General features: G+C 47.9%; 31 protein-coding genes and 1 pseudogene. 19 read left to right on the top strand and 13 right to left on the bottom strand.

What is annotated here, in order from left to right; all coding sequences use genetic code 11:
* The first annotated feature begins 86 nt into the window (after positions 1–86).
* A complete protein-coding gene (locus H6F52_RS18200; protein ID WP_190536323.1) occupies positions 87–1,124 on the top strand; it encodes a hypothetical protein in 1,038 nt (345 codons plus the stop codon).
* 55 nt (positions 1,125–1,179) lie between these two features.
* Here the strand turns inward: H6F52_RS18200 and H6F52_RS18195 are convergent, their stop codons facing one another.
* Together H6F52_RS18195 and H6F52_RS18190 are read right to left on the bottom strand one after the other, a co-directional pair.
* Positions 1,180–1,443, bottom strand: a complete 264-nt coding sequence (locus tag H6F52_RS18195; protein WP_190430700.1) for a transporter suffix domain-containing protein — start codon at positions 1,441–1,443, stop codon at positions 1,180–1,182.
* 91 nt (positions 1,444–1,534) lie between these two features.
* Positions 1,535–2,380 (bottom strand): carbohydrate ABC transporter permease, encoded by an 846-nt coding sequence (locus H6F52_RS18190; RefSeq protein ID WP_190536322.1) that lies wholly within the window; start codon positions 2,378–2,380, stop codon positions 1,535–1,537.
* 140 nt (positions 2,381–2,520) lie between these two features.
* Here H6F52_RS18190 and H6F52_RS18185 point away from each other — a divergent pair, with 140 nt between their 5' ends.
* The 6 genes from H6F52_RS18185 (at position 2,521) to folE (ending at position 9,106) form a co-directional block, all read left to right on the top strand.
* On the top strand, positions 2,521–3,216 hold the full coding sequence (locus H6F52_RS18185; RefSeq protein WP_190430702.1) for an aldehyde oxygenase (deformylating): 696 nt from the start codon (positions 2,521–2,523) through the stop codon (positions 3,214–3,216).
* Positions 3,217–3,313: 97 nt separating this feature from the next.
* Entirely contained in the window at positions 3,314–4,900 is a 1,587-nt protein-coding gene (locus H6F52_RS18180) for a B12-binding domain-containing radical SAM protein (protein WP_190412360.1), read from the top strand.
* 164 nt (positions 4,901–5,064) lie between these two features.
* The gene (locus H6F52_RS18175) at positions 5,065–6,090 is read left to right on the top strand and encodes a long-chain acyl-[acyl-carrier-protein] reductase (RefSeq protein ID WP_190412361.1); all 1,026 of its coding nucleotides are present in this window, start codon (positions 5,065–5,067) and stop codon (positions 6,088–6,090) included.
* Between the two features lie 188 nt (positions 6,091–6,278).
* Positions 6,279–7,262, top strand: coding sequence for an acetyl-CoA carboxylase carboxyl transferase subunit alpha (gene accA / locus H6F52_RS18170; RefSeq protein WP_190412362.1), 984 nt, complete (start codon positions 6,279–6,281; stop codon positions 7,260–7,262).
* Between the two features lie 299 nt (positions 7,263–7,561).
* Positions 7,562–8,287 (top strand): SDR family oxidoreductase, encoded by a 726-nt coding sequence (locus H6F52_RS18165; protein WP_190528750.1) that lies wholly within the window; start codon positions 7,562–7,564, stop codon positions 8,285–8,287.
* A 114-nt stretch (positions 8,288–8,401) separates the two neighbouring features.
* Positions 8,402–9,106 carry a GTP cyclohydrolase I FolE gene (folE, locus tag H6F52_RS18160; RefSeq protein ID WP_190412364.1) on the top strand — a complete coding sequence of 235 codons (705 nt, stop codon included), beginning with the start codon at positions 8,402–8,404 and terminating at the stop codon, positions 9,104–9,106.
* A 227-nt stretch (positions 9,107–9,333) separates the two neighbouring features.
* Here the strand turns inward: folE and H6F52_RS18155 are convergent, their stop codons facing one another.
* Entirely contained in the window at positions 9,334–9,828 is a 495-nt protein-coding gene (locus tag H6F52_RS18155; RefSeq protein WP_190536321.1) for a peptidoglycan-binding protein, read from the bottom strand.
* 163 nt (positions 9,829–9,991) lie between these two features.
* Entirely contained in the window at positions 9,992–10,633 is a 642-nt protein-coding gene (locus H6F52_RS18150; protein ID WP_190536320.1) for a phosphoribosylanthranilate isomerase, read from the bottom strand.
* A gap of 129 nt (positions 10,634–10,762) precedes the next feature.
* On the opposite strand from H6F52_RS18150, the gene psaK (H6F52_RS18145) reads away from it, so the two are divergent.
* The 4 genes from psaK (H6F52_RS18145) to H6F52_RS18130 all read left to right on the top strand — a co-directional run bounded on the left by psaK (H6F52_RS18145) (position 10,763) and on the right by H6F52_RS18130 (position 13,342).
* Entirely contained in the window at positions 10,763–11,041 is a 279-nt protein-coding gene (gene psaK, locus H6F52_RS18145; protein WP_190412367.1) for a photosystem I reaction center subunit PsaK, read from the top strand.
* Between the two features lie 123 nt (positions 11,042–11,164).
* A complete protein-coding gene (gene psaK / locus H6F52_RS18140; protein ID WP_190412368.1) occupies positions 11,165–11,443 on the top strand; it encodes a photosystem I reaction center subunit PsaK in 279 nt (92 codons plus the stop codon).
* Positions 11,444–11,625: 182 nt separating this feature from the next.
* Positions 11,626–12,825, top strand: coding sequence for a site-2 protease family protein (locus H6F52_RS18135; protein ID WP_190536319.1), 1,200 nt, complete (start codon positions 11,626–11,628; stop codon positions 12,823–12,825).
* 25 nt (positions 12,826–12,850) lie between these two features.
* Positions 12,851–13,342, top strand: coding sequence for a DinB family protein (locus H6F52_RS18130; protein ID WP_190536318.1), 492 nt, complete (start codon positions 12,851–12,853; stop codon positions 13,340–13,342).
* An 11-nt stretch (positions 13,343–13,353) separates the two neighbouring features.
* On the opposite strand, the gene H6F52_RS18125 is transcribed toward H6F52_RS18130, so the two are convergent.
* The 4 genes from H6F52_RS18125 to glnA all read right to left on the bottom strand — a co-directional run bounded on the left by H6F52_RS18125 (position 13,354) and on the right by glnA (position 17,819).
* Positions 13,354–14,154: a biotin/lipoate A/B protein ligase family protein gene (locus H6F52_RS18125; protein ID WP_190536317.1), complete on the bottom strand. Its 801-nt coding sequence runs from the start codon at positions 14,152–14,154 to the stop codon at positions 13,354–13,356.
* Positions 14,155–14,192: 38 nt separating this feature from the next.
* Positions 14,193–14,696: a YbjN domain-containing protein gene (locus tag H6F52_RS18120; RefSeq protein WP_190430709.1), complete on the bottom strand. Its 504-nt coding sequence runs from the start codon at positions 14,694–14,696 to the stop codon at positions 14,193–14,195.
* A gap of 240 nt (positions 14,697–14,936) precedes the next feature.
* Positions 14,937–16,049: a methyltransferase domain-containing protein gene (locus H6F52_RS18115; protein WP_190536341.1), complete on the bottom strand. Its 1,113-nt coding sequence runs from the start codon at positions 16,047–16,049 to the stop codon at positions 14,937–14,939.
* 348 nt (positions 16,050–16,397) lie between these two features.
* Positions 16,398–17,819 carry a type I glutamate--ammonia ligase gene (gene glnA, locus H6F52_RS18110; RefSeq protein WP_190412373.1) on the bottom strand — a complete coding sequence of 474 codons (1,422 nt, stop codon included), beginning with the start codon at positions 17,817–17,819 and terminating at the stop codon, positions 16,398–16,400.
* Between the two features lie 472 nt (positions 17,820–18,291).
* Between glnA and H6F52_RS25815 the strand changes: the two genes are divergently transcribed.
* Together H6F52_RS25815 and apcB are read left to right on the top strand one after the other, a co-directional pair.
* A complete protein-coding gene (locus H6F52_RS25815; RefSeq protein WP_242033985.1) occupies positions 18,292–18,627 on the top strand; it encodes a hypothetical protein in 336 nt (111 codons plus the stop codon).
* 164 nt (positions 18,628–18,791) lie between these two features.
* Positions 18,792–19,301 carry an allophycocyanin subunit beta gene (gene apcB / locus H6F52_RS18100; RefSeq protein ID WP_190434291.1) on the top strand — a complete coding sequence of 170 codons (510 nt, stop codon included), beginning with the start codon at positions 18,792–18,794 and terminating at the stop codon, positions 19,299–19,301.
* A 134-nt stretch (positions 19,302–19,435) separates the two neighbouring features.
* On the opposite strand, the gene H6F52_RS18095 is transcribed toward apcB, so the two are convergent.
* A complete protein-coding gene (locus H6F52_RS18095; RefSeq protein ID WP_190412375.1) occupies positions 19,436–19,774 on the bottom strand; it encodes a hypothetical protein in 339 nt (112 codons plus the stop codon).
* A gap of 410 nt (positions 19,775–20,184) precedes the next feature.
* Between H6F52_RS18095 and H6F52_RS18090 the strand changes: the two genes are divergently transcribed.
* The 4 genes from H6F52_RS18090 (at position 20,185) to H6F52_RS18075 (ending at position 22,032) form a co-directional block, all read left to right on the top strand.
* Positions 20,185–20,706: an HNH endonuclease gene (locus H6F52_RS18090; RefSeq protein ID WP_190412857.1), complete on the top strand. Its 522-nt coding sequence runs from the start codon at positions 20,185–20,187 to the stop codon at positions 20,704–20,706.
* Between the two features lie 14 nt (positions 20,707–20,720).
* Complete coding sequence (locus tag H6F52_RS18085; RefSeq protein ID WP_190412376.1) at positions 20,721–21,107, top strand: alr0857 family protein; 387 nt, start codon at positions 20,721–20,723, stop codon at positions 21,105–21,107.
* A 133-nt stretch (positions 21,108–21,240) separates the two neighbouring features.
* Positions 21,241–21,522 (top strand): DUF1778 domain-containing protein, encoded by a 282-nt coding sequence (locus tag H6F52_RS18080; protein ID WP_190412377.1) that lies wholly within the window; start codon positions 21,241–21,243, stop codon positions 21,520–21,522.
* A 6-nt stretch (positions 21,523–21,528) separates the two neighbouring features.
* The gene (locus H6F52_RS18075; RefSeq protein ID WP_190536316.1) at positions 21,529–22,032 is read left to right on the top strand and encodes a GNAT family N-acetyltransferase; all 504 of its coding nucleotides are present in this window, start codon (positions 21,529–21,531) and stop codon (positions 22,030–22,032) included.
* A 183-nt stretch (positions 22,033–22,215) separates the two neighbouring features.
* Here H6F52_RS18075 and H6F52_RS18070 read toward each other — a convergent pair whose 3' ends face one another.
* The 3 genes from H6F52_RS18070 to H6F52_RS18060 form a co-directional block, all read right to left on the bottom strand.
* Entirely contained in the window at positions 22,216–22,662 is a 447-nt protein-coding gene (locus H6F52_RS18070; RefSeq protein WP_190536315.1) for a hypothetical protein, read from the bottom strand.
* Positions 22,663–22,898: 236 nt separating this feature from the next.
* Positions 22,899–23,393, bottom strand: coding sequence for a peptide-methionine (R)-S-oxide reductase MsrB (msrB, locus tag H6F52_RS18065; RefSeq protein WP_190536314.1), 495 nt, complete (start codon positions 23,391–23,393; stop codon positions 22,899–22,901).
* Between the two features lie 202 nt (positions 23,394–23,595).
* A complete protein-coding gene (locus H6F52_RS18060; RefSeq protein ID WP_190536313.1) occupies positions 23,596–25,512 on the bottom strand; it encodes a GTPase family protein in 1,917 nt (638 codons plus the stop codon).
* A 127-nt stretch (positions 25,513–25,639) separates the two neighbouring features.
* Here H6F52_RS18060 and H6F52_RS26485 point away from each other — a divergent pair.
* Positions 25,640–25,776, top strand: a pseudogene (locus tag H6F52_RS26485) (BrnT family toxin); the annotation flags it as partial.
* A gap of 3 nt (positions 25,777–25,779) precedes the next feature.
* On the top strand, positions 25,780–26,037 hold the full coding sequence (locus H6F52_RS18055) for a BrnA antitoxin family protein (RefSeq protein ID WP_190536312.1): 258 nt from the start codon (positions 25,780–25,782) through the stop codon (positions 26,035–26,037).
* A 494-nt stretch (positions 26,038–26,531) separates the two neighbouring features.
* Here H6F52_RS18055 and H6F52_RS18050 read toward each other — a convergent pair whose 3' ends face one another.
* Positions 26,532–26,759, bottom strand: a complete 228-nt coding sequence (locus H6F52_RS18050; protein ID WP_190536311.1) for a hypothetical protein — start codon at positions 26,757–26,759, stop codon at positions 26,532–26,534.
* Between the last annotated feature and the right edge of the window lie 114 nt (positions 26,760–26,873).

The following is a 26,873-nucleotide window of genomic DNA, read 5'->3' as shown; positions in this document are numbered from 1 at the left end:
TTGCAGCGATCGCGCTTTTGTGTTAGAGAGTCTGCGGCTACGGGTTGTGTCATAATAAGGCGATCGACCCCCATAGAGCGCTACTAATGGTGCAATCACCCGAATCTCCCAGCGAACTTGCTGCTGCCCTTCAGAACCCAGTCGATCTAAATTTCGATCTGCCCGATCCAGAGGATGAGCAGATTCCAGAGTTTGAGTTTCAGCAACTGGTAGAGAAGGCTTGGCTGGTGTGCGATCGCTTCGACTTGCAGACAGAAATCTGGCGGGGGCGGATTTTACGGGTGGTGCGCGATAGAGAGAAACAAGGCGGTGACGGACGCGGTACGGGATTTCTCAATTGGCTCAAAGAACGAGAAATCAGCAAAAGTCAGGCATATTCCTTAATTCAACTGGCAAATAGTGCTGATACCCTCTTAGAAGAGGGACATCTTGACCCGGATGCGATTCGTAGTTTCAGCAAACGTGCCTTCATCGAAACCTCTAAGGCTTCTCCAGAAATCCAACAACTGGTGACAGATGCGGCGAATAAAGGCGATCGCATTACCAGGCGCGAAGTGCGACAACTCTCCGACGAATGGACAGCGATGAATTCAGAATTGCTACCAGATGAAGTCAAGGAAAAGGCCGCTGCGGGTTCTCTTCCCCCCCGATTTCTGTCTCCTCTGGTGCGGGAAATGGAGAAATTACCTGAATCTCACATCAGCGCCCTGAAAGAGGAAGTCGCCGGGAACCCCGATGTCGATACGGTTAAACAGGTAACATCAGATGCCCGGAATTTATCTAAATACCTAGACGCCGCCGCCCAAGTCCAGGCAATTGAGCGCACCTCTATTGACGTGGAAATGGCATTAGAGGAAGCTTTGCGTCTGGGTTGTTTAAATACCGCCGCCGATATGGTGAAGCAGGCGGCGCAGCTAGAACAGACGATTGCCAAATTTTACATGACCTGGAAGCGGCTGGGCAGTCTGACTGATAGGCTGTATGTAGACACTGGCGCAAGTAGCCCTCATTTGCGATCGCTCCTTTCTTGTTTGGAACGCCTTGCGGGTGAAGTTGTAGAAGTGAGTTTGGATGATGAAGGCGATCGCACGATTCGCCTCAAAGTCATCGCAGATAACGCCTAAAACGCTCTCTTCAGAGGCGATTAATCGCGGTTCTCCAGAGATATCCCAAGATAGGTCAATTCGATCTCTTCTTGGGGCGGATCAATTTTTTAACCTTCCTCCAAATTGCGCCCGGATTCAAGTAAGCCCGATATTTGGTTGCGGCTTCTTTTCCGACTAGCACCAAACCTACCCAAAAGGCAATTTCTCCCACAACCGCAAGAATCGGAACCAATATGGCTTTTTGGGCGATCGCTAGCGGTAGCAAGGGCACCACTAAGAGGATTGCCACCCAAGGCAGGAAAGAGAAAACAATTAAAAATATACCGAGTTTCTGCATACTCCTGATTGTGACAAACTGTAACAAGATTGACAGGATATATGCACAGTATCTTGTAGGGATATAGAAGACATCCCCTGCAAGCGTCAGATTAATTCTTAATCCCCGTCGCCGCAATCCCCCGAATGAACTGACGCTGTCCGACGAGAAACAGTAACACGACAGGTACGGTAGAGATCGCGACAGCCGCCATCAGCAAAGGCCAATTATTCGTAAATTGCTCCTGAAACTCTGCCAACGCTAGCTGCACTGTCCTCAATTCTGGTCGCGTTGTAAAGATCAACGGTTTAAATAAATCGTTCCATTCCCCAATAAAGGTGAATAGAAACAGCGTTACTAATGCCGGACGCGACAACGGTAGCATCACCCGCCACAGAATTTGCAGGCGGTTTGCCCCATCCAACGCCGCCGCTTCCTCCAACTCCACCGGAATCGTTTGAAAATACTGCCGCAACAGAAAAATCCCAAATCCATTCGCCGCCGTAGGTAAAATCAGCGCCCAGTAAGTGTTGATCAAGTGTCCCCACTTTAAAACCAAAAAAATTGGAATTACCAACAGTTGAAAGGGAATTACCAGCGTAGCCAAAACAATCAGCAGAATTGCCTGACGCCCCTCAAACTTCAGCCGCGCCAACGCATAACCGGCGAGTGCAGCGGTAATCGTCTGAAACCCCGTTACAGCTAGCGCCACTAGAGTTGAATTGGCAAACGCTAATAAAAAGTTGCCGCGCCTCCAAGCTTCGCGGTAGTTGGCAAAGCTGGGGTGAGATGAAAAGAAGCTTCCTCCAGGTGTCGCACCCACTTTGTCAAAAGAGGTGACGAAGACAATCCCAAGCGGTAATAGCACGACACAAGCGCCTAGCAACAGCAATAGCGGGTTCGCCAGATGGGAAAGCTGAGTGACTGACAATCGACCCTGTGGATTTTTCTTAGGCATGAATACTTACTTAAATTGACTGATCCCGTTTGGCTCCAGGATAGGTACAGTACAATTATTAGATTAAGTTACGTTACTATTCCACAGAAATTTAGGTCGGTCTAGGATCGATCTATTCGTGAGGAGCAGACAGGAGATTTATGCCGTCGCTTGAAACCAGCCTAGAAATTGACTTCCACAGTGAAACCTACAAGGACGCTTACAGCCGCATCAATGCGATTGTGATTGAAGGCGAACAAGAGGCTCATGAAAATTACATCAAGTTAGCAGAATTGCTACCAGAAGATAAGGAGCAGTTAATCCGTTTATCCAAAATGGAGAGTCGTCACAAGAAAGGATTTGAAGCCTGCGGGCGGAATCTCGAAGTGACGCCAGATTTAGAATTTGCTCGCAAGTTCTTCTCCGGACTGCACCAAAATTTCCAAGATGCGGCAGCAGAAGGCGGGATTGTGACCTGTTTGCTGATTCAAGCATTAATTATCGAATGCTTTGCGATCGCTGCTTACAACATCTATATCCCCGTTGCTGATGACTTCGCCCGTAAAATTACTGAGGGTGTTGTTAAAGATGAATACAGCCATCTCAACTACGGCGAAGTTTGGCTGAAAAACCATTTCGAGGAATCCAAAGCAGAATTTGAAGCAGCTAATCGTCAGAACCTTCCCATCGTCTGGCGGATGCTCAACGAAGTCGAAAAGGATGCCAGTATTCTGGGAATGGACAAAGAATCTTTAGTTGAAGACTTCATGATTCAATACGGCGAAGCGCTGAGCAATATTGGCTTTACTACCCGCGATATCATGCGGATGTCAGCCTACGGGCTTGCCGCTGCATAGTTGCCTAGTATAACTTGTGGGGGATGTCAAGTCAGGTAGTGCAGAGTAAGAGTGGGGAATTGCCTGAAACCAAGTCATCTATTTGAGGACGGAGTCAATGAAGGCGCTTTTACTCTCCCCCACTTTTCCCCAGTCTTTCTGGTCATATGACCGTTTTATGGAAATCGCTGGACTCAAAGCGGTCATTCCTCCCTTGGGAATTATTACAGTTGCAGCACTGTTGCCAAAAGATTGGGAAATTAAGTTTTATGACCGCAATGTGAAGACTGAGACGGAGGCCGATTGGGAGTGGTGCGACATCGTTGTTCTATCGGCAATGCTGGCACAACGAGAAGATTTTCACTTCCTGATCAAAAAGGCTGTCGAGTTAGGAAAAAAAGTGGCAGTTGGAGGGCCTTATCCAACGTCCGTTCCTGAAGACGCTCTCGCCTCTGGAGCACATTATCTAATTTTGGATGAAGGAGAATTAACAGTACCGGACTTCCTGCAAGCGATCGCTCAGGGTCAAGAAAAAGGTGTTTTTCGCTCCATCGAAAAGCCGGATGTCACCCTAAGTCCCCTTCCTCGCTTTGATTTACTGAAGCGAGATGCCTACTTGATGATGGCAATTCAGTTTTCTCGCGGTTGCCCGTTTAACTGCGAATTCTGCGACATTATCAGCCTCTACGGTCGCAAACCGCGTACCAAAGAACCGGCTCAAGTGTTGGCAGAGTTGCAAAGCCTCTATGACTTAGGCTGGCGGGGTTCCCTATTCATCGTCGATGACAATTTTATTGGCAATCAGCGCAACGTCAAGCGCTTGCTAAGAGAATTGATTCCTTGGATGCAGGAACACAACTATCCCTTCACCTTCATGACCGAAGCCTCTGTTAATTTAGCAGAGGATGATGAATTACTACAGTTGATGAAAAAAGCCGGTTTTTACGCCGTCTTTCTCGGTATTGAAACCCCAGATCAAGACAGCCTGCAAGTCACTCGAAAGCTTCAAAATACCCGCAACCCGCTTTTAGAAGCGTGTCGCAAGATCAACGAAGCCGGAATGCTAATTTATGCAGGATTTATTCTCGGCTTCGATGGCGAACGCGCGGGTGCTGGCGATCGCATTCAAGCCTTTGTCGAAGAAACCAGTATTCCTCAACCCATGCTCGGCATTTTGCAGGCCTTGCCGAATACGGCTTTGTGGACTCGGCTCCAAAAAGAGCAGCGTTTATTAGAAGGAGTTGGCATCACCGAAGTTGGCGATCAGAATTCCTTGATGAATTTTACGCCCAGCCGACCTCTAGCAGACATTGCCAGAGAGTATGTAGAAGGCTTCTGGACAATGTACGAACCCCAGAACTATCTCAGACGCTGTTTTAATCAATGCCTCAACATCGTTCCACCGCCAGGAAGAACGCAAAATATGTACTTCCCCGCTGGCAAAGGACTGCGGCTAGTCGCCCAGTTAATTTGGCATCAGGGCATTCGGCGACCTGAAATTCGCGGTCAATTTTGGCGACAGCTTTGGCTGATTTTACGCCAAAAGCCTCAATTCCTAAATATGTATCTCGGCTTATGTGCCGCTGGAGAGCATTTTTGGGAGTACCGCCTTTTAGCCAGAGAACGGATTACCCAACAGCTCGGCTACGATCCGATCGCTACGCCAGCCTCAACCGAACAAAAACCCGCGCTTGTAAACGTCTGATCCGAGCTTTTCGCTCGCTAGAAGGCAAGAAAACAGCCATTTATCAATGTAAATCAACCTGCCGCTCAGAAGAGCGGCAATTTTTTGTACTATTGTTAAGAGTATTTAACTATTTTTTCCCTTCCACCTTCCTTTCCTATCCAGAGGCGTAGTTAGAACCATTCATGTTTGGTTTAATCGGTCACCTTACTAATTTGCAACACGCTCAATCTGTGGCTAGAGAGCTTGGCTACCCAGAATATGCCGATCAAGGGCTAGATTTTTGGTGTAGCGCTCCGCCTCAAATCGTCGATCACATCACTGTCACCAGCATTACCGGGCAAAAAATCGAAGGTCGGTATGTGGAATCTTGCTTTGTACCAGAAATGCTGGCCAGTGGGAGAGGTAAGACAGCAGTCCGGAAAGTTCTCAACGCAATGGCTCATGCTCAAAAACATGGCATTAACATTAGTGCGCTGGGCGGCTTTTCCTCGATTATTTTTGAAGAATTCAACCTGCATGAAAGTAAGCAGGTTCGCAATATCAAACTGGAATTTGAGCGGTTCACTACCGGCAATACCCATACGGCTTACATTATCTGTCGCCAATTGGAAGAAGTGTCGAAAGAGCTGGGCATCGATCTCAGTAAAGCAACTGTGGCGGTTTGTGGAGCTACAGGCGATATTGGCAGCGCTGTCTGTCGTTGGCTAGATGCTCGAACTGAAGTGCCAGAACTGTTGCTGATTGCCCGGAAGCAAGAGCGATTGCAAGCTTTGCAGGCGGAACTCGGCAGAGGCAAAATCATGGGATTGGAAGAGGCGCTGCCTTTGGCTGATATTGTAGTTTGGGTAGCCAGTATGCCCAAAGGGATGGAAATTGATCCCACGGTTTTGAAAAAACCTTGTTTGCTGATTGATGGGGGCTACCCGAAAAACCTGTCAACAAAAATTCAGCATCCGGGCGTCTATGTCGTCAATGGGGGGATTGTTGAGCATTCCCTGGATATTGACTGGCGGATTATGAAAATCGTCAATTTGATGGAAGCTCCGGGACGCCAGTTATTCGCCTGTTTTGCCGAATCGATGCTATTGGAATTTGAAAAGTGGCACACCAACTTTTCTTGGGGACGCAATCAAATTACCGTGGAGAAGATGGAGCAAATCGGTGAATCCTCCGTGAGGCATGGATTCCGACCTTTGTTGACTTATTAGTCAGGAGTCAGGAGTCAGTTGTCAGTTGATAGAAAAAGGCTAGTTATTTTTTGTCTAGTGTTACTTCTTTCTTTGACTCCTAACTCCTGACGGCTGACTACTGACAACTAACTGACTACTGAGCATTGTACGGGCGACACCCTATGCTCGTCGCTGCACTACTGACCACCGATCGCTGACTAGGAACTATGTCAACTTCTTCTGAGCGCAAGCCGTTACTTCTAGATTTTGAAAAGCCTCTGTCCGAACTAGAGGCACGAATTGACCAAATTCGCGAACTTGCAGAAGATCAGGACGTCGATGTCTCCGATCAGATTCGTCAGTTGGAGGCACGAGCAGTGCAACTTCGTGAGGAGATTTTCAATAGTTTATCCCCGTCCCAGCGGCTGCAACTGGCTCGGCATCCTCGGCGTCCCAGTACATTAGACTACATCCAGGCAATGAGCGATGAATGGATGGAACTACACGGCGATCGCGGTGGGAATGACGACCCAGCGTTAGTCGGCGGCGTAGCTCGTCTGGGTGGGCGTCCCGTTGTGATGCTGGGTCATCAAAAGGGCCGCGATACTAAGGATAATGTCGCCCGGAATTTTGGGATGCCTGCTCCAGGCGGCTACCGCAAGGCGCTGCGGTTAATGGAACACGCCAATCGCTTTGGAATGCCGATTCTCACGTTTATCGATACGCCGGGAGCCTGGGCGGGTGTGGAAGCCGAGCAACGGGGGCAGGGAGAAGCGATCGCCTATAATTTGCGGGAGATGTTCCGCCTGGATGTCCCGATCCTCTGCACCGTTATCGGGGAAGGTGGTTCTGGCGGTGCGTTGGGAATTGGCGTCGGCGACCGACTATTAATGTTTGAACACGCCGTTTATACCGTTGCGACCCCCGAAGCTTGTGCAGCAATTTTGTGGAAAGATGCTTCCAAAGCTCCCCAAGCAGCCACAGCACTAAAAATTACGGCTTGGGATTTGAAAAACTTAGGCATTCTCGATGTTCTGTTGCCCGAACCTGTTGGCGGCGCTCATGGCGAGCCGCTAAAGGCAGCTGCCATCTTAAAAGACGCTCTGTTGCAAAACTTAGAAGAACTCTCCCAAATGACCTCTCAACAGCGGCGGGAGCTACGTTATCAAAAGTTTCGGAGTATTGGCGTTTATACGGAAATCTCTGCCTAGCGGGGGTTTACCTTAGAAGACGCTGTGACGAGTGGTATAATCAACAAGGTAACAAATTATTACAAGTTCTCAGTTGAGAGGAGTTGTCTTTTAAGAAATTAGCGCTGAGCTGGCAAGCAATTAACGGCGATAGCGAATCGATCGTAGACAACGACTCAAACACTGAGAACTCAACGTAGTAAGCGTTCCCCTAGGCGATCGCTTGAGCTTATTTTGCTTTCCTACAGGGTAGCCAAACCAAGTAGGAAAAGTAAGCAAAGAGCTGATAGCTACCTAATCAAAAAATACGGGAAGAATTGATGACTTCTCCAATCGAACGGCGTGCCTTGATTACCGGGGCCAGTAGTGGGATTGGCAAGGCGACAGCTTTGGCATTTGCGAAAGCAGGATTCCATGTGGCTTTAGTCAGCCGCTCTGAGTCTAAATTAGAGGCTGTCGCTGAAGCTGCTCGGAAGACTGGGGTGACAGCAAAAGCGTATGCCCTGGATCTAGCCGATATTGAGCAGGTAAGAGAAAAGGTCGCCGCGATCGCTGACTCCTTTGGCTCGATTGATGTTCTGGTGAATAATGCCGGGATGGGCTACACCGGCGAGATTATGTCAACACCTTTATCCGAATGGCAACAAGTGATTGACCTAAATCTCACCAGCGCGTTTCAGTGTATCCAGGGAATTTTGCCCTCGATGCGCGATCGCGGCTCTGGGATAATTATTAATGTGGCATCTATTGCCGGTCAGCAACCTTTTCCTGGCTGGGGTGCCTACAACGTTAGCAAAGCGGCTCTGATTGCCTTATCGAAAACCCTCGCAGCAGAAGAACGTGCCAAAGGCATTCGCGTTGTAACGATCTCTCCAGGTGCTGTCAATACCCCAATTTGGGACACAGAAACGGTTCAAGTCGAACTGAACCGTTCAGCCATGTTAACACCAGAAATCGTTGCCCAGTCGATTCTGCACATGGCTCTCGTGCCAGAACAGGCAGTGATTGAGGAATTAACCTTAATGCCGAACGCTGGCGTTTTATGAATTGTAAGTTTTGAATGATGAATTAAACCTAAATTCATCACTCAACAGTCTCAAAAAATTCCTAACGAACTCATCACTCCGTTAACCACTCCAAACCCTAACAAAGACTGAATCATGACTACTGCTTCTTCCCACGGTTCTAATGGCTCTAACCCATCAGGCGATTTGAGCGCCAAAATTGCTCCGCCGCGACCTGACCGCAACACAATGAATGGTAGAGAACCCAATTTGCAGCCGCCTCCGGAAGAACTCAACGATGAGATGATGAGTGCTGTAAGGACGCTGCTACTGGGAGTGGGTGAAGACCCGGAACGGGAAGGCTTGCTCAAGACGCCTAAGCGAGTAGCAGAAGCAATGCGCTTTCTCACCAGTGGCTATACTCAGTCGCTAGAAGACCTTGTCAACGGAGCTATCTTTGATGAGGGTCACAACGAGATGGTTCTTGTCCGGGATATCAATGTCTTTAGCCTCTGCGAACACCATATGCTGCCATTTATGGGTAAGGCGCACGTCGCCTATATCCCTAACCAAAAAGTGGTAGGTCTTAGCAAGCTTGCTCGGATTGTTGAGATGTATTCTCGCCGCTTGCAGGTACAGGAACGGCTGACGCGCCAGATTGCTGAAGCGGTGCAGACGATTCTTGAGCCGAAGGGAGTCGCTGTTGTCATGGAAGCTACCCATATGTGTATGGTAATGCGAGGCGTCCAGAAGCCCGGTTCTTGGACTGTTACCAGTGCGATGGTCGGCGTATTTCAGGACGAGCAAAAAACTCGTGAAGAGTTTCTTAATTTAATTCGTCACCAACCCGCTTTCTTTTAAGCGTTGTTGGCAGTAACAGCAGGGAGATTTCGCTCCTAATCAAGAGAAAAACTCCTAATTTCTTAAAGTAGGGACACGGCAAGGCCGTGTCCCTATAACGGTTAATGGATCGGGTTTTTATACCATTTGGTTCATAAAGCGCTACATTAACAATTCCCCCACCCCCGATAAATTGGGAGGCTAAGAAGTCTAGATGTTGCAAACAAAAGAACAAAATGGTTTTACAATCAGCATCCCCCCATTTGCTGACGCACTTGAGAAAGAGCATACCAAGTCTTTTCACCAACAATTCCATCTACTAATAAACCGTTGCGTTTTTGGAAGAATCTAACAGCAGCATCGGTGCGCGGCCCAAATACGCCGTTAATTTCATCATTAAAGTCACCGGCTACAAATAGCACCTGCTGAAGTGTGATTACCGCTTCACCTTTAGCTCCGCGCTTCAGCATGGGCATATTAACCGGAGCGCCTGTATAAAGTGTTTGCCAAGTCAACGGCCCGACAATACCATCTTCTTTGAGGAAAACCCAATTCTGAAAAACAATGACGGCATATTCTACTTCTTGATTAAAAATTCCGTGAATAGCTCCGAAATAAGCACACCTTTCCGTTAATATTTGTTGTAATTCTCTAACTGCCGATCCAGAGCTACCTAACCCTAGAACGGGTTTATTAAACTGAGCTTGATTGGTGAAGGTTTGATTGGATTCGTTAGCAAGCATGATGTGGAGTCCTTTGGATTTGTTGGTGTTCTACATCTCCAAAGTACTTTTAAGAAAGTGCTTGTCACTTCGCACAGTCGGGTAAACTAACTGGATTGGTTTGCTCTCGTTCTATCTGTTCACCCGTTAGCAGGAGGCGATCGTGCCAAAAGAGCGAAGCTCCCTACAACTTGAACCGTGTTCCCCGCAGTTTCTCAAACAAATCCGCAACTCGATTTAAATCTTTATCTCCAGGCGATCGCTCGACACCACTCGATAAATCAATCCCGCTAGGATGCAATTGAGCGATCGCATCCAAAATATTGTCTGGTGTCAAGCCACCGGCAAGCAACCAGGGACAGCTAGGATTGAACTGTTGGAGGTTCTTCCAGTCCAACGTTTTGCCAGTACCTCCCAACATTTGGGGATGATAAGCGTCCAGCAACAAGGTATTCGCACACTCTGCATAGACATCTGCCTGAGTTAAATCTTCTGAAGTTCTGACTCTCAGCGCTTTGATGATTTCCATGCTGGGCAGCAATTGGCGCAACTGACGGCAAAATTCTGGTGTTTCTCCGCCATGTAACTGCACGCCTGTCAAGTTAGCGACGGCGACACATTGATAGATTTCTTCTAGCGTTGTGTTGGCAAAGACGCCAATCCGCTCAACGTCAGGGGGTAAACGTTCCATCACGGAGCGGATTTGAACTGCACTGACGTAGCGCGGGGAGGAGGACACGCAAATAAATCCTAGGGCGGTTGCTCCCAGTTGCGCGATCGCTTGCCCTTGATCTGGTTTGGTAATCCCGCAAATCTTGACTCGCATTAAATTTTTTTCGATTTGTATCAAAAATTAATATAACTGTTAACTGTTAAAACAAATTCCGACTTTTTACTAAGAGGTTTCTATAATACTTTGGGTTTTGATATTTGTGTCCAAGCAGGAGACAAGAACTTGATTCACTTGACAATACTCGCCGCCGTACAATCTACCGTTCCCGCGACCCCATCGTGGACTCCAATGGTCGGATTGGTGATGATTCTGTGCAACTTGTTGGCGATCGCCATCGGTCGCTTCGCTATCCAGAAGCCAGGAGTAGGGCCAGACCTGCCCCTGGCTAAACCCGCTTTGTTACGCAATTTTACAGTGCCTGAACTCCTAGCGACAATGAGCTTCGGTCACATTATTGGAACAGGCGTCATCCTTGGATTAACCAACGCAGGTGCCCTTTAAAAGGCCATTGTTTCTGCTTTGGGTGACTTAAAAATTTAGCTCATCCATCAGGAAGAATCAACAGTTCCCTCCGCGTTTTATAATCCCTTCGTTGCTGATTTTATCAAAGCAGGAGAAAAGAAATTGATTGACTTAAGTTTACTTGCAGCATTGCAGCAGACAGTTCCTTCAACACCAACAATCGGCCCTGGTGTATTCATTGTCATGACTGCTTTCAACATTCTGGGTCTTTTTCTGGCCCGCAACGCTGTCCAAAAGCCGGGAGTTGGCCCTAAACTGCCTTTCCCACTGCCCGGTTTTGGTAAGAACTTTAGCGCCGCTCAATTTATTGCGGGTTTGAGTTTTGGACACATCCTGGGAACAGGTGCCATCTTAGGACTGACCAATACGGGTCTCCTTTAGAAGCCCTCGCTCGATAATAACTGTCTTTTCAGTGAAGTTAGTAGGGTGGACACTGCTCACCAATTACCCCAAAGGTCGGCAAGGCTCACTCTCCTACTTCACGCTTCATTTTCCATCATTCATGCTTCTACAAGAGCCGTCGTATATCCTGGTAAGTGCAAGGATTTAGATGGGAAAGTTTGATGCAGGCAGCTTGGCGAGTTGGCTCTCTATTCGGAATTCCGCTATTTATAGATTATTCGTGGTTTTTTATTTTAGCTTTGATCGCCTTTGCGAATGCCCTGGATTTCTCACCCGTCTTGGGTCCAGTCCTCGGCGGGGGTGCGGGATTATTAATGGCTTTATTGCTGTTTGGCTCGGTTTTACTGCACGAACTGGGTCACAGTTTAGTCGCGCGATCGCAAGGGATTGAAGTAAATTCGATTACTTTATTTCTCTTTGGCGGGATTGCGGCGATTGACCGGGAATCCAAAACCCCAGGCGCAGCCTTTCAAGTCGCGATCGCTGGCCCTGCGGTCAGCCTAGTGCTGTACTCGCTATTTTACTTAGTGGCTCATGGACTGCCAATCTCCGGTATCGTGCAGGTCATGGCATTAGACTTAGCAAAGATTAACCTAGTCTTGGCTTTATTCAACCTGATTCCCGGTCTCCCCTTAGATGGCGGACAAGTTGTGAAAGCAGCCGTGTGGAAGTTCACCGGAGACCGCTTTCAGGGCGTCCGTTGGGCAGCCAAAAGCGGTTTAATTTTAGGTTGGGGCGCGATCGCTGTCGGAGTGGCGATTATTGCTTTCAAGGATCAGTGGTTCAGTGGCTTCTGGATTTCCTTACTCGGCTGGTTTGGGATTCGCAACGCCCGTTCCTACGACCAGATGACCACCCTCCAAGAATCCTTGCTTCAGATCGTGGCGAAAGACGCCATGACCCAAGAATTTCGGGTGGTGGATGCGAACAAGACCTTGCGCCAGTTTGCCGATGAGTACATTTTGGAAGCTTCCCACTTTCCGGTTTACTTTGCGGCGAGTGAAGGTCGCTATCGCGGTTTAGTCTCTGTTGAACATTTGCATTTCGTAGAGCGCGGTCTGTGGGAAACGCAAAATCTGCATAGTATTGTGCATCCCCTGACGGAAATTGCCACTGTTGAAGAGAAAATGCCTTTGGTAGAAGTAATTAACTGCATGGAAGCCAAGCAGTTAAATTGGATTACTGTCCTCTCACCGGCTGGGACAGTCGCCGGTATTATCGACCGGGGCGATGTTGTCCGCGCTGTTGCATCGAAGCTGAATTTACTGATTACGGAAGTAGAAATCAAGCGGGTTAAGGCAGAGGGCACCTATCCGCCGAGTTTGCAGTTACAAGCGATCGCAAAATCAACCACTGATTAATTGACACTAGAAAACGAGTCTGAATATGCTCATACAGCACTTCCAGATGCTCGCACGCTACAACACGCTGGCAAATCGCAGACTTTATGAAGTTTGCACTCGTTTGGACGATGTAGAACGTAAACGTACCAGACCCGCCTTCTTTAAAAGTATTCACGGGACGCTGAATCACATCATGATAGGCGATCGCATCTGGTTATCGCGGTTTGAGGGCAAAGAAGTCCCCTCAACCGGACTTGACGCAATTCTCTATGAGGATTTCGACAAGCTTACCAAAGCGCGTGTATTAGAAGATGAGCGCATCGAAGCCTTCTCAGATAGTTTAAACGACGAATTCTTGAGCGGTACGATCAAGTACCGCAATAACCAAGGAAATATTTATATCGATCCGGTTGATTTGTTGATCGCACACTTTTTTAATCACCAGACCCACCACCGAGGACAAATTCACGATCTGTTAACGCAGACTGAAATTACCCCGCCAGTTCTAGATATGCACCGAGTTATCCGACCTTAGAGTCACTAGCGTTAGCATTGTCCATCTTGATTCTGTAAGGCTGGATTCTCCGAGACTTTATTCGGTGAGGGAATCGCTAATTCTGGCTGCGCCAAAATTTCCTGCCACTCACTTTCAGAAAAAGGCTGCACCAGCATCTCAACACCAAAACAATCCTTAGCTGCTACCGTCAAGGCTTCTAAAACTGTTGGAATTAGCACCTCTCCCTGTTGGTTAATCGGTAGTTTGACCGGCTCCGCAGCCTCGCCAAACACCTGTTCAAACAGCGTGGCGTCTGGTGACAAACGCATTGACCCGTGCTGCAAGATAGTATTGCCTCGCCTCATCTGGGCACTCCCAATTAATTTAGAACCATCCGCTAGAACTAAATCGGCACCCGTCGCGGTGCCAAAACAATTGGGATTGTGAATGTAACCCCGTCCTGCCGAACCGTAGTGTAATTCTAGACCGAGCGATCGCCACCCCTGAATCAAAAACTGACAAATCTCTTGGTACGCTTGCAGGCGACTACCAGCAAGTCCTGACGTTACCACCATGTAGGTCAAATCGCCCTGGTGCAGCACTCCCCGTCCGCCAGTCGGACGTCGCACCAAATCCACTACACCCGCCGCAGCCAGATGCTGCCAAGATGCAGGTAAGCGATGTTGATGATATCCCAACGAAATTGCCAGTGGAGACCAAGTATAGAACCGTAAGGCTGGAGGATGCAAACCCAGATGGTGCTGCTCCAGTAACCATCGGTCGATTGCCATCTGGACGCAACCTGACGCTTCCAGCAGCGGAATCAAACGCCAGTAGCGGTTATTGGTCATTTGTCATTCGCCTAAAATCAATGACCAATGACCAATAACTAACTACCAAATTCAGCTTGTAAAGCTTCGTCGTTATTATCTGCAATCGTCGCGACAACGGTGACAGCGCGGGAAATTTCTCCAGGAGAAAGCTCGGCGACAGTGCGAGATGTCAGCACTGCCACTTGGTTCTCCACAATGCCAAAACGCGATTCAAACGTGTCCGACCAATTCATTTCCAAGAGTTTCCGCATCAACAGCGGTTCGTTCGTCGCAGGTAGCTTGAGAACATAAGACCAAACGGTGAAAGTATCCTCCTCGGTAATCCCCGTGAGTTGCACAAACACCTCAACGCTACCGTACTTAAATTTCCAAAGATAGCTGCTGTCTTCGCCACGGCTTACCATTGCCGTATCGTCCTGATCCAAGCTGGAGATAACGGTTTGAATTACATCAACATAGTTGACTACCGTTGCATCCTCAATCAGCTCATTGGTAACTAGATCCTCTGTTGACAGTCCTTGGGTGGAAACACTTTCCACAGCAGGCTGGTTGGTGGTCATAATACCTTCTGCTTATCGTTTTGCGGTTTGCCTAGACCAACTCTATCGCCTAGAGGCACATTTGGAGGACACCTCTAAAGATTAGTTTTTTATTTTCAAGTGTTAAGTTGTTTAATTATCGCCTATACAGCGATCGCCTTCAGCCGCTTCTTCTGATTCTCGTTACTAGGACAGCTCTATCCATCCTAGTAACGAGCCTTAGCCTCGATGCCCTCTGTTGCTACTTCTCGACACCGTGTTTCAAACCATGAGCTTGCGATCGCTTTGTTCTCCATCTAAAGCCGTTGTCTTTTCAGAAACCGGCTTATGAGCAATCAAATACTTGCTCATAAAGTGAACTTCACTCGAAATATTCTCGAAGCCTGCTTTCTCCAACCGTTTCACCAAATCATCCGTTATGTAGTGTTTGTAGTATGGCTCGTGGAATGTTTCTGGGAAGTTTTCCATCAGTGGCACCAAGTCTGGAGCATCGCTGACCTGAATCGAGTCGCAGATAATAAAGACTCCACCCGGTTTCGTGACTCGGTAGCACTGTTCGATCACCTGCTGACGCACCGCTGCTGGAAGCTCATGGAAGAGAAACACGCAAGTAACCGCATGGAAATGCTCATCCACGTAAGGGATTTTCTCAGCATTCGCTTGTAGGAGTTGGGGCAATTCTCCAGGATTTTCCAATAACAGCTGATTCGCCTTCCGCAAGTAAGCGGGTGACAAATCGATTCCAAACAGAGATGCTTCCGGCAAAGCGCCGCGGATTAATTTCAAAGTGCGCCCCGTTCCACTTGCCACATCCAGAATGCGAACTTGTCTGGGTGGAATAGAATCAAAAGCTTTCAGCCCTTGTTTCAATGGCGCGAGAATCCGCCGCCGCATCGCATCTGCCGTGCCACCAAAAAGAATTTCTACTTGCAAATCATAGAGATTCGCGGACCAGTCACTTAAGTAACCATCAGTTTGGTGGTGGAAGTTTTGCAGGTAGTAGCTTGGATAACCATCCGTGGAAATGTTTGGAGAAAAGTCTTGATGCCGCTTTTGGTTCGCCCGCTGATGCACTTGCAGCGTATCCAGCCAAACCATTGGATAATAGCGGAAAAAATCGCTCCATGAGTTATCAAACAGTAAGCCAGCGGGATATACACCTCGCTCAACATCCTGCCAATCGGCTTCGATAATCCGATCGTGCCTTTGTTTCAGTTTTTGTATAACCTCTGGCGGAATCGGCTTGGTTTTCACCTCCGGTGGAGGTGAAATTAAATTCAGCAACTGAGAATTTAATATTTTATGAGCTAAACCAAAGTAATTTTTGCCTTGCTGAAAAGTCTGATAGGTCAGCTTGGTTAGAGTCTCAGTAATAGTAGTTGCTGGGTCAAGGTTTGAGGTTGACTGCATAGAGGCTAACGATGGGTGCTGAAAACTGAGTACGACTATGAAAATGCTGCGCGGTTATATGTCTTTTTGTTAAGACATATTTCTTATGTTAACTCAGTTTCGACAACTGCCATCTGTCTCCAGTGGGACAAGAAAAAGCGCCACCCTTATGGGTGGCGGGCTAGGGATGAGTTGTTTTCCAGGAAGGGGATACCCCACCCCACAGCTTAGAACGCTTTAAGAAAGGCAAGCTCTAGATTTGGCAGGAATGCTTAGCAAAAACGTCAGGCTTTGCTCCTACACAATTTGCCTTCCCATGAGCGAGAAAAGAAATTAGCAATCATAGTAGAGAGCGAACTCGTAGGGATGGGGGCGCAGCCGCATCGGGTTGACTTCGTTATCGAGCTTGTATGAAATCCAAGTCTGGATGAAGTCTGGGGTGAACACGCCCGTCTCGGTCAAGAAAGCGTGATCGTTTTCCAATGCCTCCAGGGCACCTTCGAGCGATCCTGGGGTGGAAGGAACATTCGCCAGTTCCTCTGGGGTTAGGTCGTAAATATCCTTATCCAGGGATTCACCAGGGTCAATTTGGTTTTTGATACCATCTAGACCCGCACAGAGCATGGCAGCAAACGCCAAGTAGGGGTTAGAAGTCGCATCCGGACAACGGAACTCTAAGCGCTTCGCTTTAGGATTGGTACCAGATAGCGGAATCCGAATCGAGGCAGAACGGTTTCCTTGGGAGTAAGCCAAGTTCACGGGTGCTTCAAAACCGGGCACCAAGCGCTTGTAAGAATTGGTTGTGGGATTGGTCAAAGCCAACAGCGCCGGTGCGTGCTTGAGGATGCCACCGATGTAGTGCAACGCCATTTGGCTTAAGCCAGCATACTTATCGCCTGCGAATAGCGGCTGCCCATCCTTCCAAATCGACTGGTGGGTATGCATCCCAGAACCGTTGTCGTTAAACAGTGGCTTCGGCATGAAGGTGACTGTTTTGCCATATTTCTTGGCAACGTTCTTGATGACGTACTTGTAAGTCATCAGATAGTCAGCAGCTTGCACCAAAGTTGCGAAGCGGAAACCCAGTTCGCACTGTCCGCCGGTAGCAACTTCGTGGTGGTGCTTTTCAATCGGCACCCCGCACTTCGCCATCGTCAGCAGCATTTCTGTCCGCATATCCTGGGAGGTATCCGTCGGCGCGACTGGGAAATAACCCTCTTTGTAGCGAGGTTTATAACCGAGGTTGCCACCCTCTTCTTTTTTCCCAGAATTCCAACGTCCCTCGACGGAGTCTACGTGGTAATAGCCTTCATGCTGGTTTTGGTCAAAGCGGACATCATCAAAGATGAAGAACTCAGCTTCCGGTCCAATGAAGGCTGTATCGCCAATGCCGGTAGAAATTAGGTAGTCTACTGCCTTCTGAGCAATGGTGCGGGGGTCGCGGCTGTAAGGTTGGCCCGTCCGGGGTTCGATAATGCTACAGACGACGCTTAAAGTCGGCTCTGCCATGAATGGGTCGATCCAGGCAGTTGTCGGATCTAGCACCATTGCCATGTCTGATTCGTTGATGGCTTTCCAACCCCGGATACTAGAGCCATCGAAGGGTACGCCCTCGGTAAAGCTACTTTCGTCAATTTGGTCGTGATACATCGACAAATGCTGCCAGATACCCGGCATATCGATGAACTTGAGGTCAATGATCTGGATGTTTTTTTCTTTGACGTAAGTCAAAAATTCTTGCGGGGTCTGGAACATTACGACGGACTCCTTATTTTCTAAGCTGGCTCAGTCTGGAAAGCAGAAAAAACAGTAAGAGCGATCATCAGGGTTGGTGAATCGTCAAGTCAAGAGGGGGAGAACCTGGATTGAAAGCAAGCATTTTCAGGTGAGACTTCCCGATCCAGAAGTACAACTTTCCTGGCTGAAAATCTTTTGTCTCCTCTTTTGCCCATCTCAAGAACTCTCCCACTCAATTCCCAGTTGGCGCTTACGCGCCGCTACGCTAACAGTCTTCAGCCTTTTTTCAAGACGTAAGGCATCGATGTACTGGATCATCCTAGGGATAGGTGCCAGGAGATTTTGTATTCAGCTATACAGAATAAGGCAGTTGCCGTTTGACTTAAAGCGAGAAAAAGTTAAAAATTGTAGCGAGATTTACAAAAAAATCTTATAGGCGGCAACAATTTTACTAATCAGTAGCTTTGGCTACTTTTGTGCGGGGGGAAGCATGATGTTTAATTTAAATACGGATTTTGATCAAGATTTTGACGAACAAGAGGCATTTGAGTATCGTCCTGGGACGAGAGTGGAGCTAAAGCAGCGTCCTGGGGTGGTTGATATTATTGCTGAATATGACCCGATGATGGTGCCGCCCATTTGGTTGCTCAACGATCCGCAGCCGCGATATCCAGAAGAACTGACATTACTGCCAGTGCCCATGAGAGGGGTTTGTTGGTTGAAGCCGGTGAGCCGTCGAAAAGCTGGCTCTACGGGTCGGTCACGGGATGGCAACCAGATGCGTCAGAAGGCTTACAGCAGCACCCCAGAAAAAATTGCCCGCTAAAAATTGCTGCGATCGCTCTCAACAATGTGGAGATGCTTGTGGAGATGGATATATGCTAATGAAAGTGTTTGTTGTTGTAAACTACACCCTAGAAACTGGGTATGCAACAGCACACTAAACAATAGAAAATTATCTATATAGCTTGTTGTTGGGAGAGCAATTTCATGCGCGACGCAGTCACAAACCTGATTAAAAATTACGATGTTACGGGTCGTTACCTGGATCGCAATGCCGTAGATTCCCTGAAATCTTATTTTGAAACCGGCACAGCACGAGTCCAGGCGGCTGCTGTGATTAACTCCAATGCAGCTTCGATTGTGAAGCAGGCGGGGTCACGGTTGTTTGAAGAACTGCCCGAACTGATTCGACCAGGCGGAAATGCATATACGACTCGTCGCTATGCTGCTTGTCTGCGGGATATGGACTATTACCTGCGCTATGCCAGCTATGCGTTGGTTGCAGGTGATACGAATGTGCTGGATGAGCGGGTGCTGCAAGGTCTTCGGGAAACTTACAACTCTTTGGGAGTGCCGATTGGTCCGACCGTAATGGGCATCCAAATCATGAAGGACATTGTGAAAGAACAAGTGGCTGCGGCTGGAGTTGCAAATACAGCATTTGTAGATCAGCCCTTTGACCACATGACCCGCGATTTAAGCGAACAGGATGTCTAAGCAGTAAATGGCGACGAACAATTAGCCATTCGTCATTAGCTGGAGAGCGATCGCACTTTTTACCTTGTACTGGGGGTAGAGTGCGATCGCTTTTGTTTATGCTGCGCTGACGTTAATTTGAAGACACCAAAAGCCTATCTCGATGACAAACTCTCAACACTTAAAGGAACCAGATCGCCATGATTAGTAAATCCTAATAACATTGGCTCCTGCGGTCGGATAAACTTGCCTGTCAGTACACAGCGTTGTTCTTGCTGCGCTGTGGCGGGGACGCTAGAGAGGATATCAGACCTAGAGAATTGAGGTTTATAATCATCGGATTTCTGCTGCACATAGTTCCAGAGGATATCTCGAATCAAAGCTTGATATCCCTGATGACCTGCGAGTTCTTTGAGTTCTTCCTTCAGTTCTCTCTCCAAGCGTATGCTGGTGACTTCCATTTCAGTGGTTGAGGTGCGAGGTAGGGTACGCATGATTTTTTCTCCTAAAATTTGTGGACAGATTAGTAATACAAGTGTAGTATATTGAAAGCCAGATTCAAGTTAAACCGTTCAAGAAGCCTTCCTGTGACACATATACCTGCTTTCTCCATCTCAGCCAGCCATTCCGACTCTTTAACGAGTTGGGAATCAGCCTGTGCGGGCGTGGAGTTTCTTTTTATGGGTGGATATGGTAGTCAGAGACGAGGTACGGAGATCGATCAAATTTTGGATCGCAATAATGGTGGGAGTCTGCGGTTTGCAGAACCCAAACTAAACAAACAAAGCGGGAGGTACAGGCTAAAAGTAGCCGTACCAACATAGGACGAGAAGACTCAAAAAGTTTTTCCAACCCCCGCTTCTAATTACCAGAGGCGGGGGTTAATTGTATGAGGAGCCAAGTCGTGACAAGCGCAACTGACGTGTTAGGTAGGTCGGTAGTCGTATTTTCCCAGAACTACTTGCCCATAAGCCGGGTCAATATTAAGCGAGCGATCGCCCTGTTGATCGGTGGGAAAGCCGAACCTTTGCAGTTTAGCGATGCACCAGGCTGGCAAGTGCGATCGCCCAGCGTGGTGATCGAGGTGCCAGAACAAATTCGCCTCACCATCACGAGTGCAGAGCGAGTTTGGAAGGTTCCCCCAGTGAACCGTCGGGAATTGCTGCGGAGAGACCATCACACCTGCCAATACTGCGGCAACACGAAACAGTTGACGATCGATCACGTCCTTCCCTTATCAAAGGGCGGAAAACATACCTGGGACAACGTAGTTATCGCCTGCGAAAGGTGCAACCAACGCAAAGGCGATCGCACCCCGACTCAAGCGGGAATGCCCCTTCGTACCCAGCCTAAAGCCCCCATGCACCCTGCTGTTGCCTTTGCCGAGCAGTTCTGGCGCGAACAGCACGATCACCTGGATTTGTAAGGAGACACCAAGCAATGCTGAAATTAACTTACACAGAAAACGGCTTTTACTTGGAGTGTCTGGCTCAATCTCTGGAAGAGTGGGTGACACGGCGGGTGATTTTAGCGCTGCGAGTGGGTACCCCCATCTCAGTCGAACCCAGCACCGCTTCCTTCTTACTTCCGGCTAGTTTGCCAGAAATCGGACGGTTGGTAGAGGAAGCGCAGCAGGAAGGTTCGGAAATTATTGGCTTGTGTGCTTGCGATGCCGAGTACGTTGAAGTCAGCCTGCACGGTAGCTGGGTGGACGGAGGCTCGAAAAATGGAGAGGGCGTTTTTGTAACTGCAATGAGCGATCGCGCTGAATTCTTCCTCTTCAAGCTTTGGCAAGATGCACAAGCTTGCACCTCCTCCTTGAGGTAATCAAATCACTTTTGGGGTGGGTCGAAAAACCCACCCTTTTTCTTAGTATTTGTGTGGACATTTGCCGGATAATACATCAAACTATTGGTATGTCATAGCGGGATACCACACTGAGATTGATTAAACATTAGTTATGTCAGCCAGCAGCAATACCAAAGAAAGCAGAATTGATTTGAGACTGAGCCAAGAGCAAAAAAAGACGCTTGAAAAGGCAGCTGCACTGATGGGACTCAGTGTAAGTTCTTATGTGCTTTGCCACTCACTTGATGCTGCCAGAAAGGACATTGCCTTTCATGAAACACTGGTTTTGTCAGATAGAGATCGGGATCTCTTTTTGTCGATACTAGAGAATCCGCCTGAACCGAACGAAGCTTTAAAATTGGCGATGTGTGAATATCAGGAGTACGAAAAGTAATACTTTGTGGAATGGATTTTTCACCCTCTCGATAGCAGTGTAAGGAAGGATGCTTTCGACTGCGGAGTTCCAAAGTTAAACGATTACCTGAAGCAATACGCTGGACAAAACGATAGAAAAGGCATTGCCAAAACCTTTGTTGCTATTCTTAAAGAAGATGGTAATGAAGTTGTTGGCTATTACACCATCAGTATGTCTAGCATTACGTTTGACTCGCTTCCAGAGCAACTAAGAAAAAGATTACCCCGTTATCCTGTTCCCGCTATGTTAATCGGACAACTTGCCGTTGACACCTCAATGCAAGGGAGAGGATTGGGAAAAAGATTACTAATGGATGCTCTTAGTAAAGGAGTTCGCCTTGCAGATGAAGTAGGGATTTTTGCAGTTAGAGTTGATGCTCTGGATGATGAGTCAAAGCAATTTTATCTGAAATACGGTTTCGTTCCCTTAATTGATTATGAATTCTCGCTTTTCCTACCAATGGCAACAATATTAAAGAGTCGTAAATAGCAGGTAGTTTCGTCGCTGTGGTCAAGCAGATTTATTGTTAAATGGCGAACTAGGAGCTTCATCCACTTGATTCTTCCTCTTCAAGCTTTGGCAAGATGTACAAGCTTGTACCTTCTCCTTGAACTAACTGTAGGGGCGCACGGCTGTGCGCCCTTTCCTTGAGAAAAAAGGTTATGTCTTCTACTACCTGCATAGAATAGCGAACAGATAGTCTGGATCTATTCGGTTATCCAGGTTAGGATTCTTACTCAAAATAAATGCCCCTCCTTCAAACACGATTAAGGGAGGTTTATGTCCACGAGGATTATAAGCACCAATAGTGGAATAAGGGCTACCATACTTTCCGTATTCATTCCATACACTTGTTGAAGAATAGCGGCTACCATATTTTCCGTACTGGTTGCAAATTGACTCGGTGGCATACTGGTTGCTTGAAACCACACCAAGCTCCTGTTTATCGGCACCCAAGATATATGCGTTGCCATCTAGATCGCGAATTATATCTTCAATGCTGGCTTGAGCTACAAGCTGCTGTTGCAACGGAACAGTTGCTTGAGACTGTAAGGGTAAAAAAATTCCACTTATTAAGGTGGCAATTGTAGAGAAAACGGTTGTTTGAAGGGATTTCATGATTATTCTCCGTAAATAACCCATCAAACTAAGTATTCCCATTAGCAACTGAGTTCTATCGCTTGTAATTGTTAAATAGCAGCCTTGGCGATTAGAAATCGCGGCTATACAAACGAAGTCCGCCTGCGCGGACTTTTGAAACCTGCGTAGGCAGGTTTTGTTTGTGTAGGCGCGAATTCTATTCGCCAGCTTCACTAGAACACCTACCAAACGATGCAGTCAAACAGGAGCGATCGCTAGCCTTGAATAAATTTAAGCGCGGCACCGTTCATGCAGTAGCGTTTGCCAGTTGGGCGCGGACCATCGTTAAATACATGACCTAAATGCCCACCACAGCGATGGCAATGCACTTCAATTCTAGTCATAAAAAGCGTCTTGTCTGTGGAGGTGCCGATTCCCCCTTCAATGGGAGCATAAAAACTGGGCCAACCAGTATGGCTGTCGAATTTCGTGTCAGAGGTAAAAAGCGGTAAGTCACACGCCGCACACGCATAAATTCCTTTACCGTATTGCTTATCAAGCGGGCTAGTTCCAGCACGTTCGGTACCGTGTTTACGCAAGACGTTAAACTGTTCGGGCGTCAAAATTTCACGCCATTCTTCCTCGGTTTTGTTGATTTCAAAATTATTGTTTGAAGCTGCCATATCTCCCGAATTCCCAATTAGATTGCGTGATAACCATGCCGCGCCTACAATTACAGCGCCAGCTTTTAAAAGATAACGTTTTTTCATGCTGCATCATTCAGTTGTCAATGTGAGGCGAGCCAGTTCAACTTTGAGAGAGTTTATTTGGCTCTATCTCTAGGATGCGCGATCGCGCTCATGCGAAGCGAGGCGTTAGCCTAGCGCCGACCTGCTTGGTTCGCCCTGAATTAAGTCTGATAGCCTGCTTAAAATTCGCTAAGAAGCCTAGAGCAGATAAAGAGGCATCGGCTCAAATTTGCTTGAGATAGAACTCAAACCGTTCCCGGAATTGTTCAACTGTCAGATTTTGAGTCCAATATTCCACTAAAGCGTGACCAAATGCCCAAGCATTGCGTTCTGGTGAAGAGGGGTTTTCCAACAGCAGAGGCCAAAGGGATAGCAAATCAAAGTTGATCGGGTTTTCGCCCGGATTCAAGAGCGAGAACAAATCATACGCCATCTGAAGTTTGCCAATCACAACCGGCAATTGCTCCACGGGAATTTGGTCTGCTAGCAGGTATGCTAGATTTGGTCGTCCGGTTGTCAGTGTCGCAATGAACTGGAGAACGGGACTTTTGAGGAGTGCAGCCAGTCCCTGTGTCGTTGTCATCTGAAAGGTGTAGCGGTCAATGATTTTGGCAGCAGCGGCAGTGCGGGCATCCAAGTTACGCAAAAAACGGGCAAGGCGGAGTTGTTTGGTAGGTGCGATCGCATCCACCAGTGCTAATGAGAGTGCGTCCATTCCCCACACAGTTCGACCCGTTTTTGTGTCACCTGTAACGACAGGTAGAACCAAATCGCAGAAGTTGCCTAGAAGCTTCGCCCGATACTCGGTCGCTTCCCGAATCGCGTTTTCCTTTGGGCGATCGCCTGCTTGCCAGTTGTAGGGAGGTTCCCACTCGCGGATGGGACGCAGACGATCCACCTGAGTGACGATAGCGATCGCGCTCAAGTCTGCAACTTCTGCCTTCATATCTTTAAGAAAGTCCACATCCATTTGCAGTGCCGGATCGAGGGCAGGAGTGACTAAGAGCAGCAAATCTGCATTGGTGGCATAATCCAGTACCAGTTCTCGTAAATCCGCCCGGTTCACTTGTTCGTAACCCGGCGTATCCCAAAGCGTCAGGGTTTCCCCTAATTGGCTCTGCCAGTGGTAATTCTGAATTTTATCGGTGCTGGGCAACACATCCACAGCGGCTCGATCTGCTTGAAATAGCGTATTAATCAAGCTGCTTTTTCCAGATCCGGTTCGTCCCACTAGCAGAATATTGACAGGTTTTTGCTCAACCGCTTCGACGGGTTCTGTTTGAGCCAGGATGTCTCGGAGGGTTTGCGTCTTTGCCTTGGGTAGTGTCGGTGTGGAAACAGAGGATTCTGACTCTGGCAGTGTAGTCGTTCCTCCATAGAGAGCGATCGCTTGCCGACATAAGTTCCGCAGAGCCGCTTCCCGAAGCATCTGGCTCAAATTCCCCAGCAATTCCTGATTTGCCTGGTTACTGGAACGCTGAGTAACTTGTTTTGCTACCGCCACCACCGGATTCAAGAACCACTGTGCCCAATTCCAGGCTTGCCAGAGTTTCCGAGCCGATGGTTCCAGCTTGCGGTAAACTCCGTATGCCTCGTATGCCTGCCCAATCGTGACCCGATCGAGGGCAGGAGATAACTTCTGTATCCACCCGTCCAGATCGTCCACCGTTCCCCGAATCAGTCCGTAAGCTTGGGTAACGTGAATGTTGAGCAGGGGATACTTTACTTCAGGATTGTAGACATGAGCGATCGCGCTAACAAGATCCTGGCATCGCTGCCAAAAAGTTTGCCAGTCTTCCCAAATCGGGCGATCGCTCTGTGCTGCTTTCAGGATCTCTTGATAGGCGACTTCAGCTTGATTTACAGCATCATTTCCCCCTGGTAGCCCTACAGTGTCGCCTGTACCAGATTCTAGTTCGGCGCTAACCTCCGCCATGACAGATTCTATTTGCGCGATCGCCGGTCGAGTCCACTTCACCAGCAACCAACGCCAACCCACAAATACAAGAGTAAATACAGCCCAGATCCAATTAATCCGCCACTCGTGAATCTGCAACCCTGCCGATACCAGCAAGAAACCGACGATCGTTGCGATCGGCGTTGCCAACACCACCCACTGCCACACCTTTAATTGCACCATTGTTCCAGACCTGTATCGATTCGACTGCTTATACCGTTATTGTCGATCTAACTTTCGCTGATGCGAGACCCCGTAATGTGGGATAACATCACAAATCAGGGTGTTCGACCATTGTTGGTGATTTAACAAGCGATTTATTACAGATGGTATAGATGCCTTCGGTCGAGTTTTAGTTGTTGTTTAACATGGCGTGACAATAAGATTCGATTGATTTCTGCCCGCAAAGCTACACGCCATGAGCGAAAGCAATATGAGGAGGAATAACTGATGGAAGCTGAGTATGATTTTAGTCAGGGGAAGCGGGGAGCAATCGAGCCAACACCGCCAGGGAAAACCCGTATTACCATCCGATTAGATGATGATGTTTTGGCATGGTTTCGCGAGCAAGTTCATCTAGCAGATGGGGGAAACTATCAGACGTTAATCAACGATGTACTTCGCCAGCATATCCAACAGCATCGCGAACCATTAGAAGAAACGCTAAGGCGCGTTTTACGAGAGGAACTTGAGCGAATGGGGAAATGAGGTGCGCTCAACATTGCCGATACAACCCAGTGCCACACCTTTAATCACACATTGCCCTATCCCTACCTAAATTAGACTTCTTATATCGCTATTGTCGATCCTGCTATAAGTACGCGATCGCTGTGTGCGGCAGACTACACTATGTCGAGTGCTACTCTGTCTATTGCTACCAAATTTGGTTGAGCAAATCAGAAGTTCGATGAGCTGTCACTTTACACTATTAATCTTCCTGTGGACAACACCTTCGTGGTATTTTAGCTCAGGAGTGAGAAGCTGCCAGAGTCAATACATTTACAGAGAGAGTATTGCGTAACACTTTGCCAACTGAACTGAGCTAACATAGTTTGGCTATGTAATTAACCCCAAAGGGACTGGAGAAAATTTCCCCAACACTCCCGCATAGTATCGCTGCTTAGAGTTGGGCAGGAATATGAAATATCATTTCACATTCTACGTCGTATACCGAAGTGCAAAACAGTTGACGATACAGAGCTTTAGCGATTTGGAGGAAGAACGTTAGAAGGATCTTGTTGCTGACGACCATCAATTCTTAGCTGTCCCCCGTCGCCTCCAAGTCTCAGTTCGATAACTCCAGGAAAACTAGAAATTATAGCAACCACAACAATAACAACTATCCCTGAAATTGGGAAGGCAAAGTAGCGCTTGAGGAAGCGATCGCTCTTGCGTATGCTGCCATGATCGATTCGCAAAGGTTTCTTCATATACAGCAGATTGCAAGTTCATGAAGTACAGTAGCAGCAGTTTGTGAACCAGTTGCGTAGGTGTTTTGGATTGACTAAATCAAGTGCAGTAGCAAGCAAAGTATCAACCATTTT

It is taken from the genome of Coleofasciculus sp. FACHB-542 (genome assembly GCF_014695825.1).
In the GTDB taxonomy this organism is placed as follows: domain Bacteria; phylum Cyanobacteriota; class Cyanobacteriia; order Cyanobacteriales; family FACHB-T130; genus FACHB-T130.
This window is presented reverse-complemented; position numbering and strand designations above follow the sequence as displayed.

Excerpts from the sequence above, each read along its gene's own strand:
- H6F52_RS18200 (WP_190536323.1), top strand. The coding sequence starts at position 87 with ATGGTGCAATCACCCGAATCTCCCAGCGAACTTGCTGCTGCCCTTCAG.
- H6F52_RS18195 (WP_190430700.1), bottom strand. The coding sequence starts at position 1,443 with ATGCAGAAACTCGGTATATTTTTAATTGTTTTCTCTTTCCTGCCTTGG.
- H6F52_RS18190 (WP_190536322.1), bottom strand. The coding sequence starts at position 2,380 with ATGCCTAAGAAAAATCCACAGGGTCGATTGTCAGTCACTCAGCTTTCC.
- H6F52_RS18185 (WP_190430702.1), top strand. The coding sequence starts at position 2,521 with ATGCCGTCGCTTGAAACCAGCCTAGAAATTGACTTCCACAGTGAAACC.
- H6F52_RS18180 (WP_190412360.1), top strand. The coding sequence starts at position 3,314 with ATGAAGGCGCTTTTACTCTCCCCCACTTTTCCCCAGTCTTTCTGGTCA.
- H6F52_RS18175 (WP_190412361.1), top strand. The coding sequence starts at position 5,065 with ATGTTTGGTTTAATCGGTCACCTTACTAATTTGCAACACGCTCAATCT.
- accA (WP_190412362.1), top strand. The coding sequence starts at position 6,279 with ATGTCAACTTCTTCTGAGCGCAAGCCGTTACTTCTAGATTTTGAAAAG.
- H6F52_RS18165 (WP_190528750.1), top strand. The coding sequence starts at position 7,562 with ATGACTTCTCCAATCGAACGGCGTGCCTTGATTACCGGGGCCAGTAGT.
- folE (WP_190412364.1), top strand. The coding sequence starts at position 8,402 with ATGACTACTGCTTCTTCCCACGGTTCTAATGGCTCTAACCCATCAGGC.
- H6F52_RS18155 (WP_190536321.1), bottom strand. The coding sequence starts at position 9,828 with ATGCTTGCTAACGAATCCAATCAAACCTTCACCAATCAAGCTCAGTTT.
- H6F52_RS18150 (WP_190536320.1), bottom strand. The coding sequence starts at position 10,633 with ATGCGAGTCAAGATTTGCGGGATTACCAAACCAGATCAAGGGCAAGCG.
- H6F52_RS18135 (WP_190536319.1), top strand. The coding sequence starts at position 11,626 with ATGCAGGCAGCTTGGCGAGTTGGCTCTCTATTCGGAATTCCGCTATTT.
- H6F52_RS18130 (WP_190536318.1), top strand. The coding sequence starts at position 12,851 with ATGCTCATACAGCACTTCCAGATGCTCGCACGCTACAACACGCTGGCA.
- H6F52_RS18125 (WP_190536317.1), bottom strand. The coding sequence starts at position 14,154 with ATGACCAATAACCGCTACTGGCGTTTGATTCCGCTGCTGGAAGCGTCA.
- H6F52_RS18120 (WP_190430709.1), bottom strand. The coding sequence starts at position 14,696 with ATGACCACCAACCAGCCTGCTGTGGAAAGTGTTTCCACCCAAGGACTG.
- glnA (WP_190412373.1), bottom strand. The coding sequence starts at position 17,819 with ATGTTCCAGACCCCGCAAGAATTTTTGACTTACGTCAAAGAAAAAAAC.
- H6F52_RS25815 (WP_242033985.1), top strand. The coding sequence starts at position 18,292 with ATGATGTTTAATTTAAATACGGATTTTGATCAAGATTTTGACGAACAA.
- apcB (WP_190434291.1), top strand. The coding sequence starts at position 18,792 with ATGCGCGACGCAGTCACAAACCTGATTAAAAATTACGATGTTACGGGT.
- H6F52_RS18095 (WP_190412375.1), bottom strand. The coding sequence starts at position 19,774 with ATGCGTACCCTACCTCGCACCTCAACCACTGAAATGGAAGTCACCAGC.
- H6F52_RS18085 (WP_190412376.1), top strand. The coding sequence starts at position 20,721 with ATGCTGAAATTAACTTACACAGAAAACGGCTTTTACTTGGAGTGTCTG.
- H6F52_RS18080 (WP_190412377.1), top strand. The coding sequence starts at position 21,241 with ATGTCAGCCAGCAGCAATACCAAAGAAAGCAGAATTGATTTGAGACTG.
- H6F52_RS18070 (WP_190536315.1), bottom strand. The coding sequence starts at position 22,662 with ATGAAATCCCTTCAAACAACCGTTTTCTCTACAATTGCCACCTTAATA.
- msrB (WP_190536314.1), bottom strand. The coding sequence starts at position 23,393 with ATGAAAAAACGTTATCTTTTAAAAGCTGGCGCTGTAATTGTAGGCGCG.
- H6F52_RS18060 (WP_190536313.1), bottom strand. The coding sequence starts at position 25,512 with ATGGTGCAATTAAAGGTGTGGCAGTGGGTGGTGTTGGCAACGCCGATC.
- H6F52_RS18055 (WP_190536312.1), top strand. The coding sequence starts at position 25,780 with ATGGAAGCTGAGTATGATTTTAGTCAGGGGAAGCGGGGAGCAATCGAG.
- H6F52_RS18050 (WP_190536311.1), bottom strand. The coding sequence starts at position 26,759 with ATGAAGAAACCTTTGCGAATCGATCATGGCAGCATACGCAAGAGCGAT.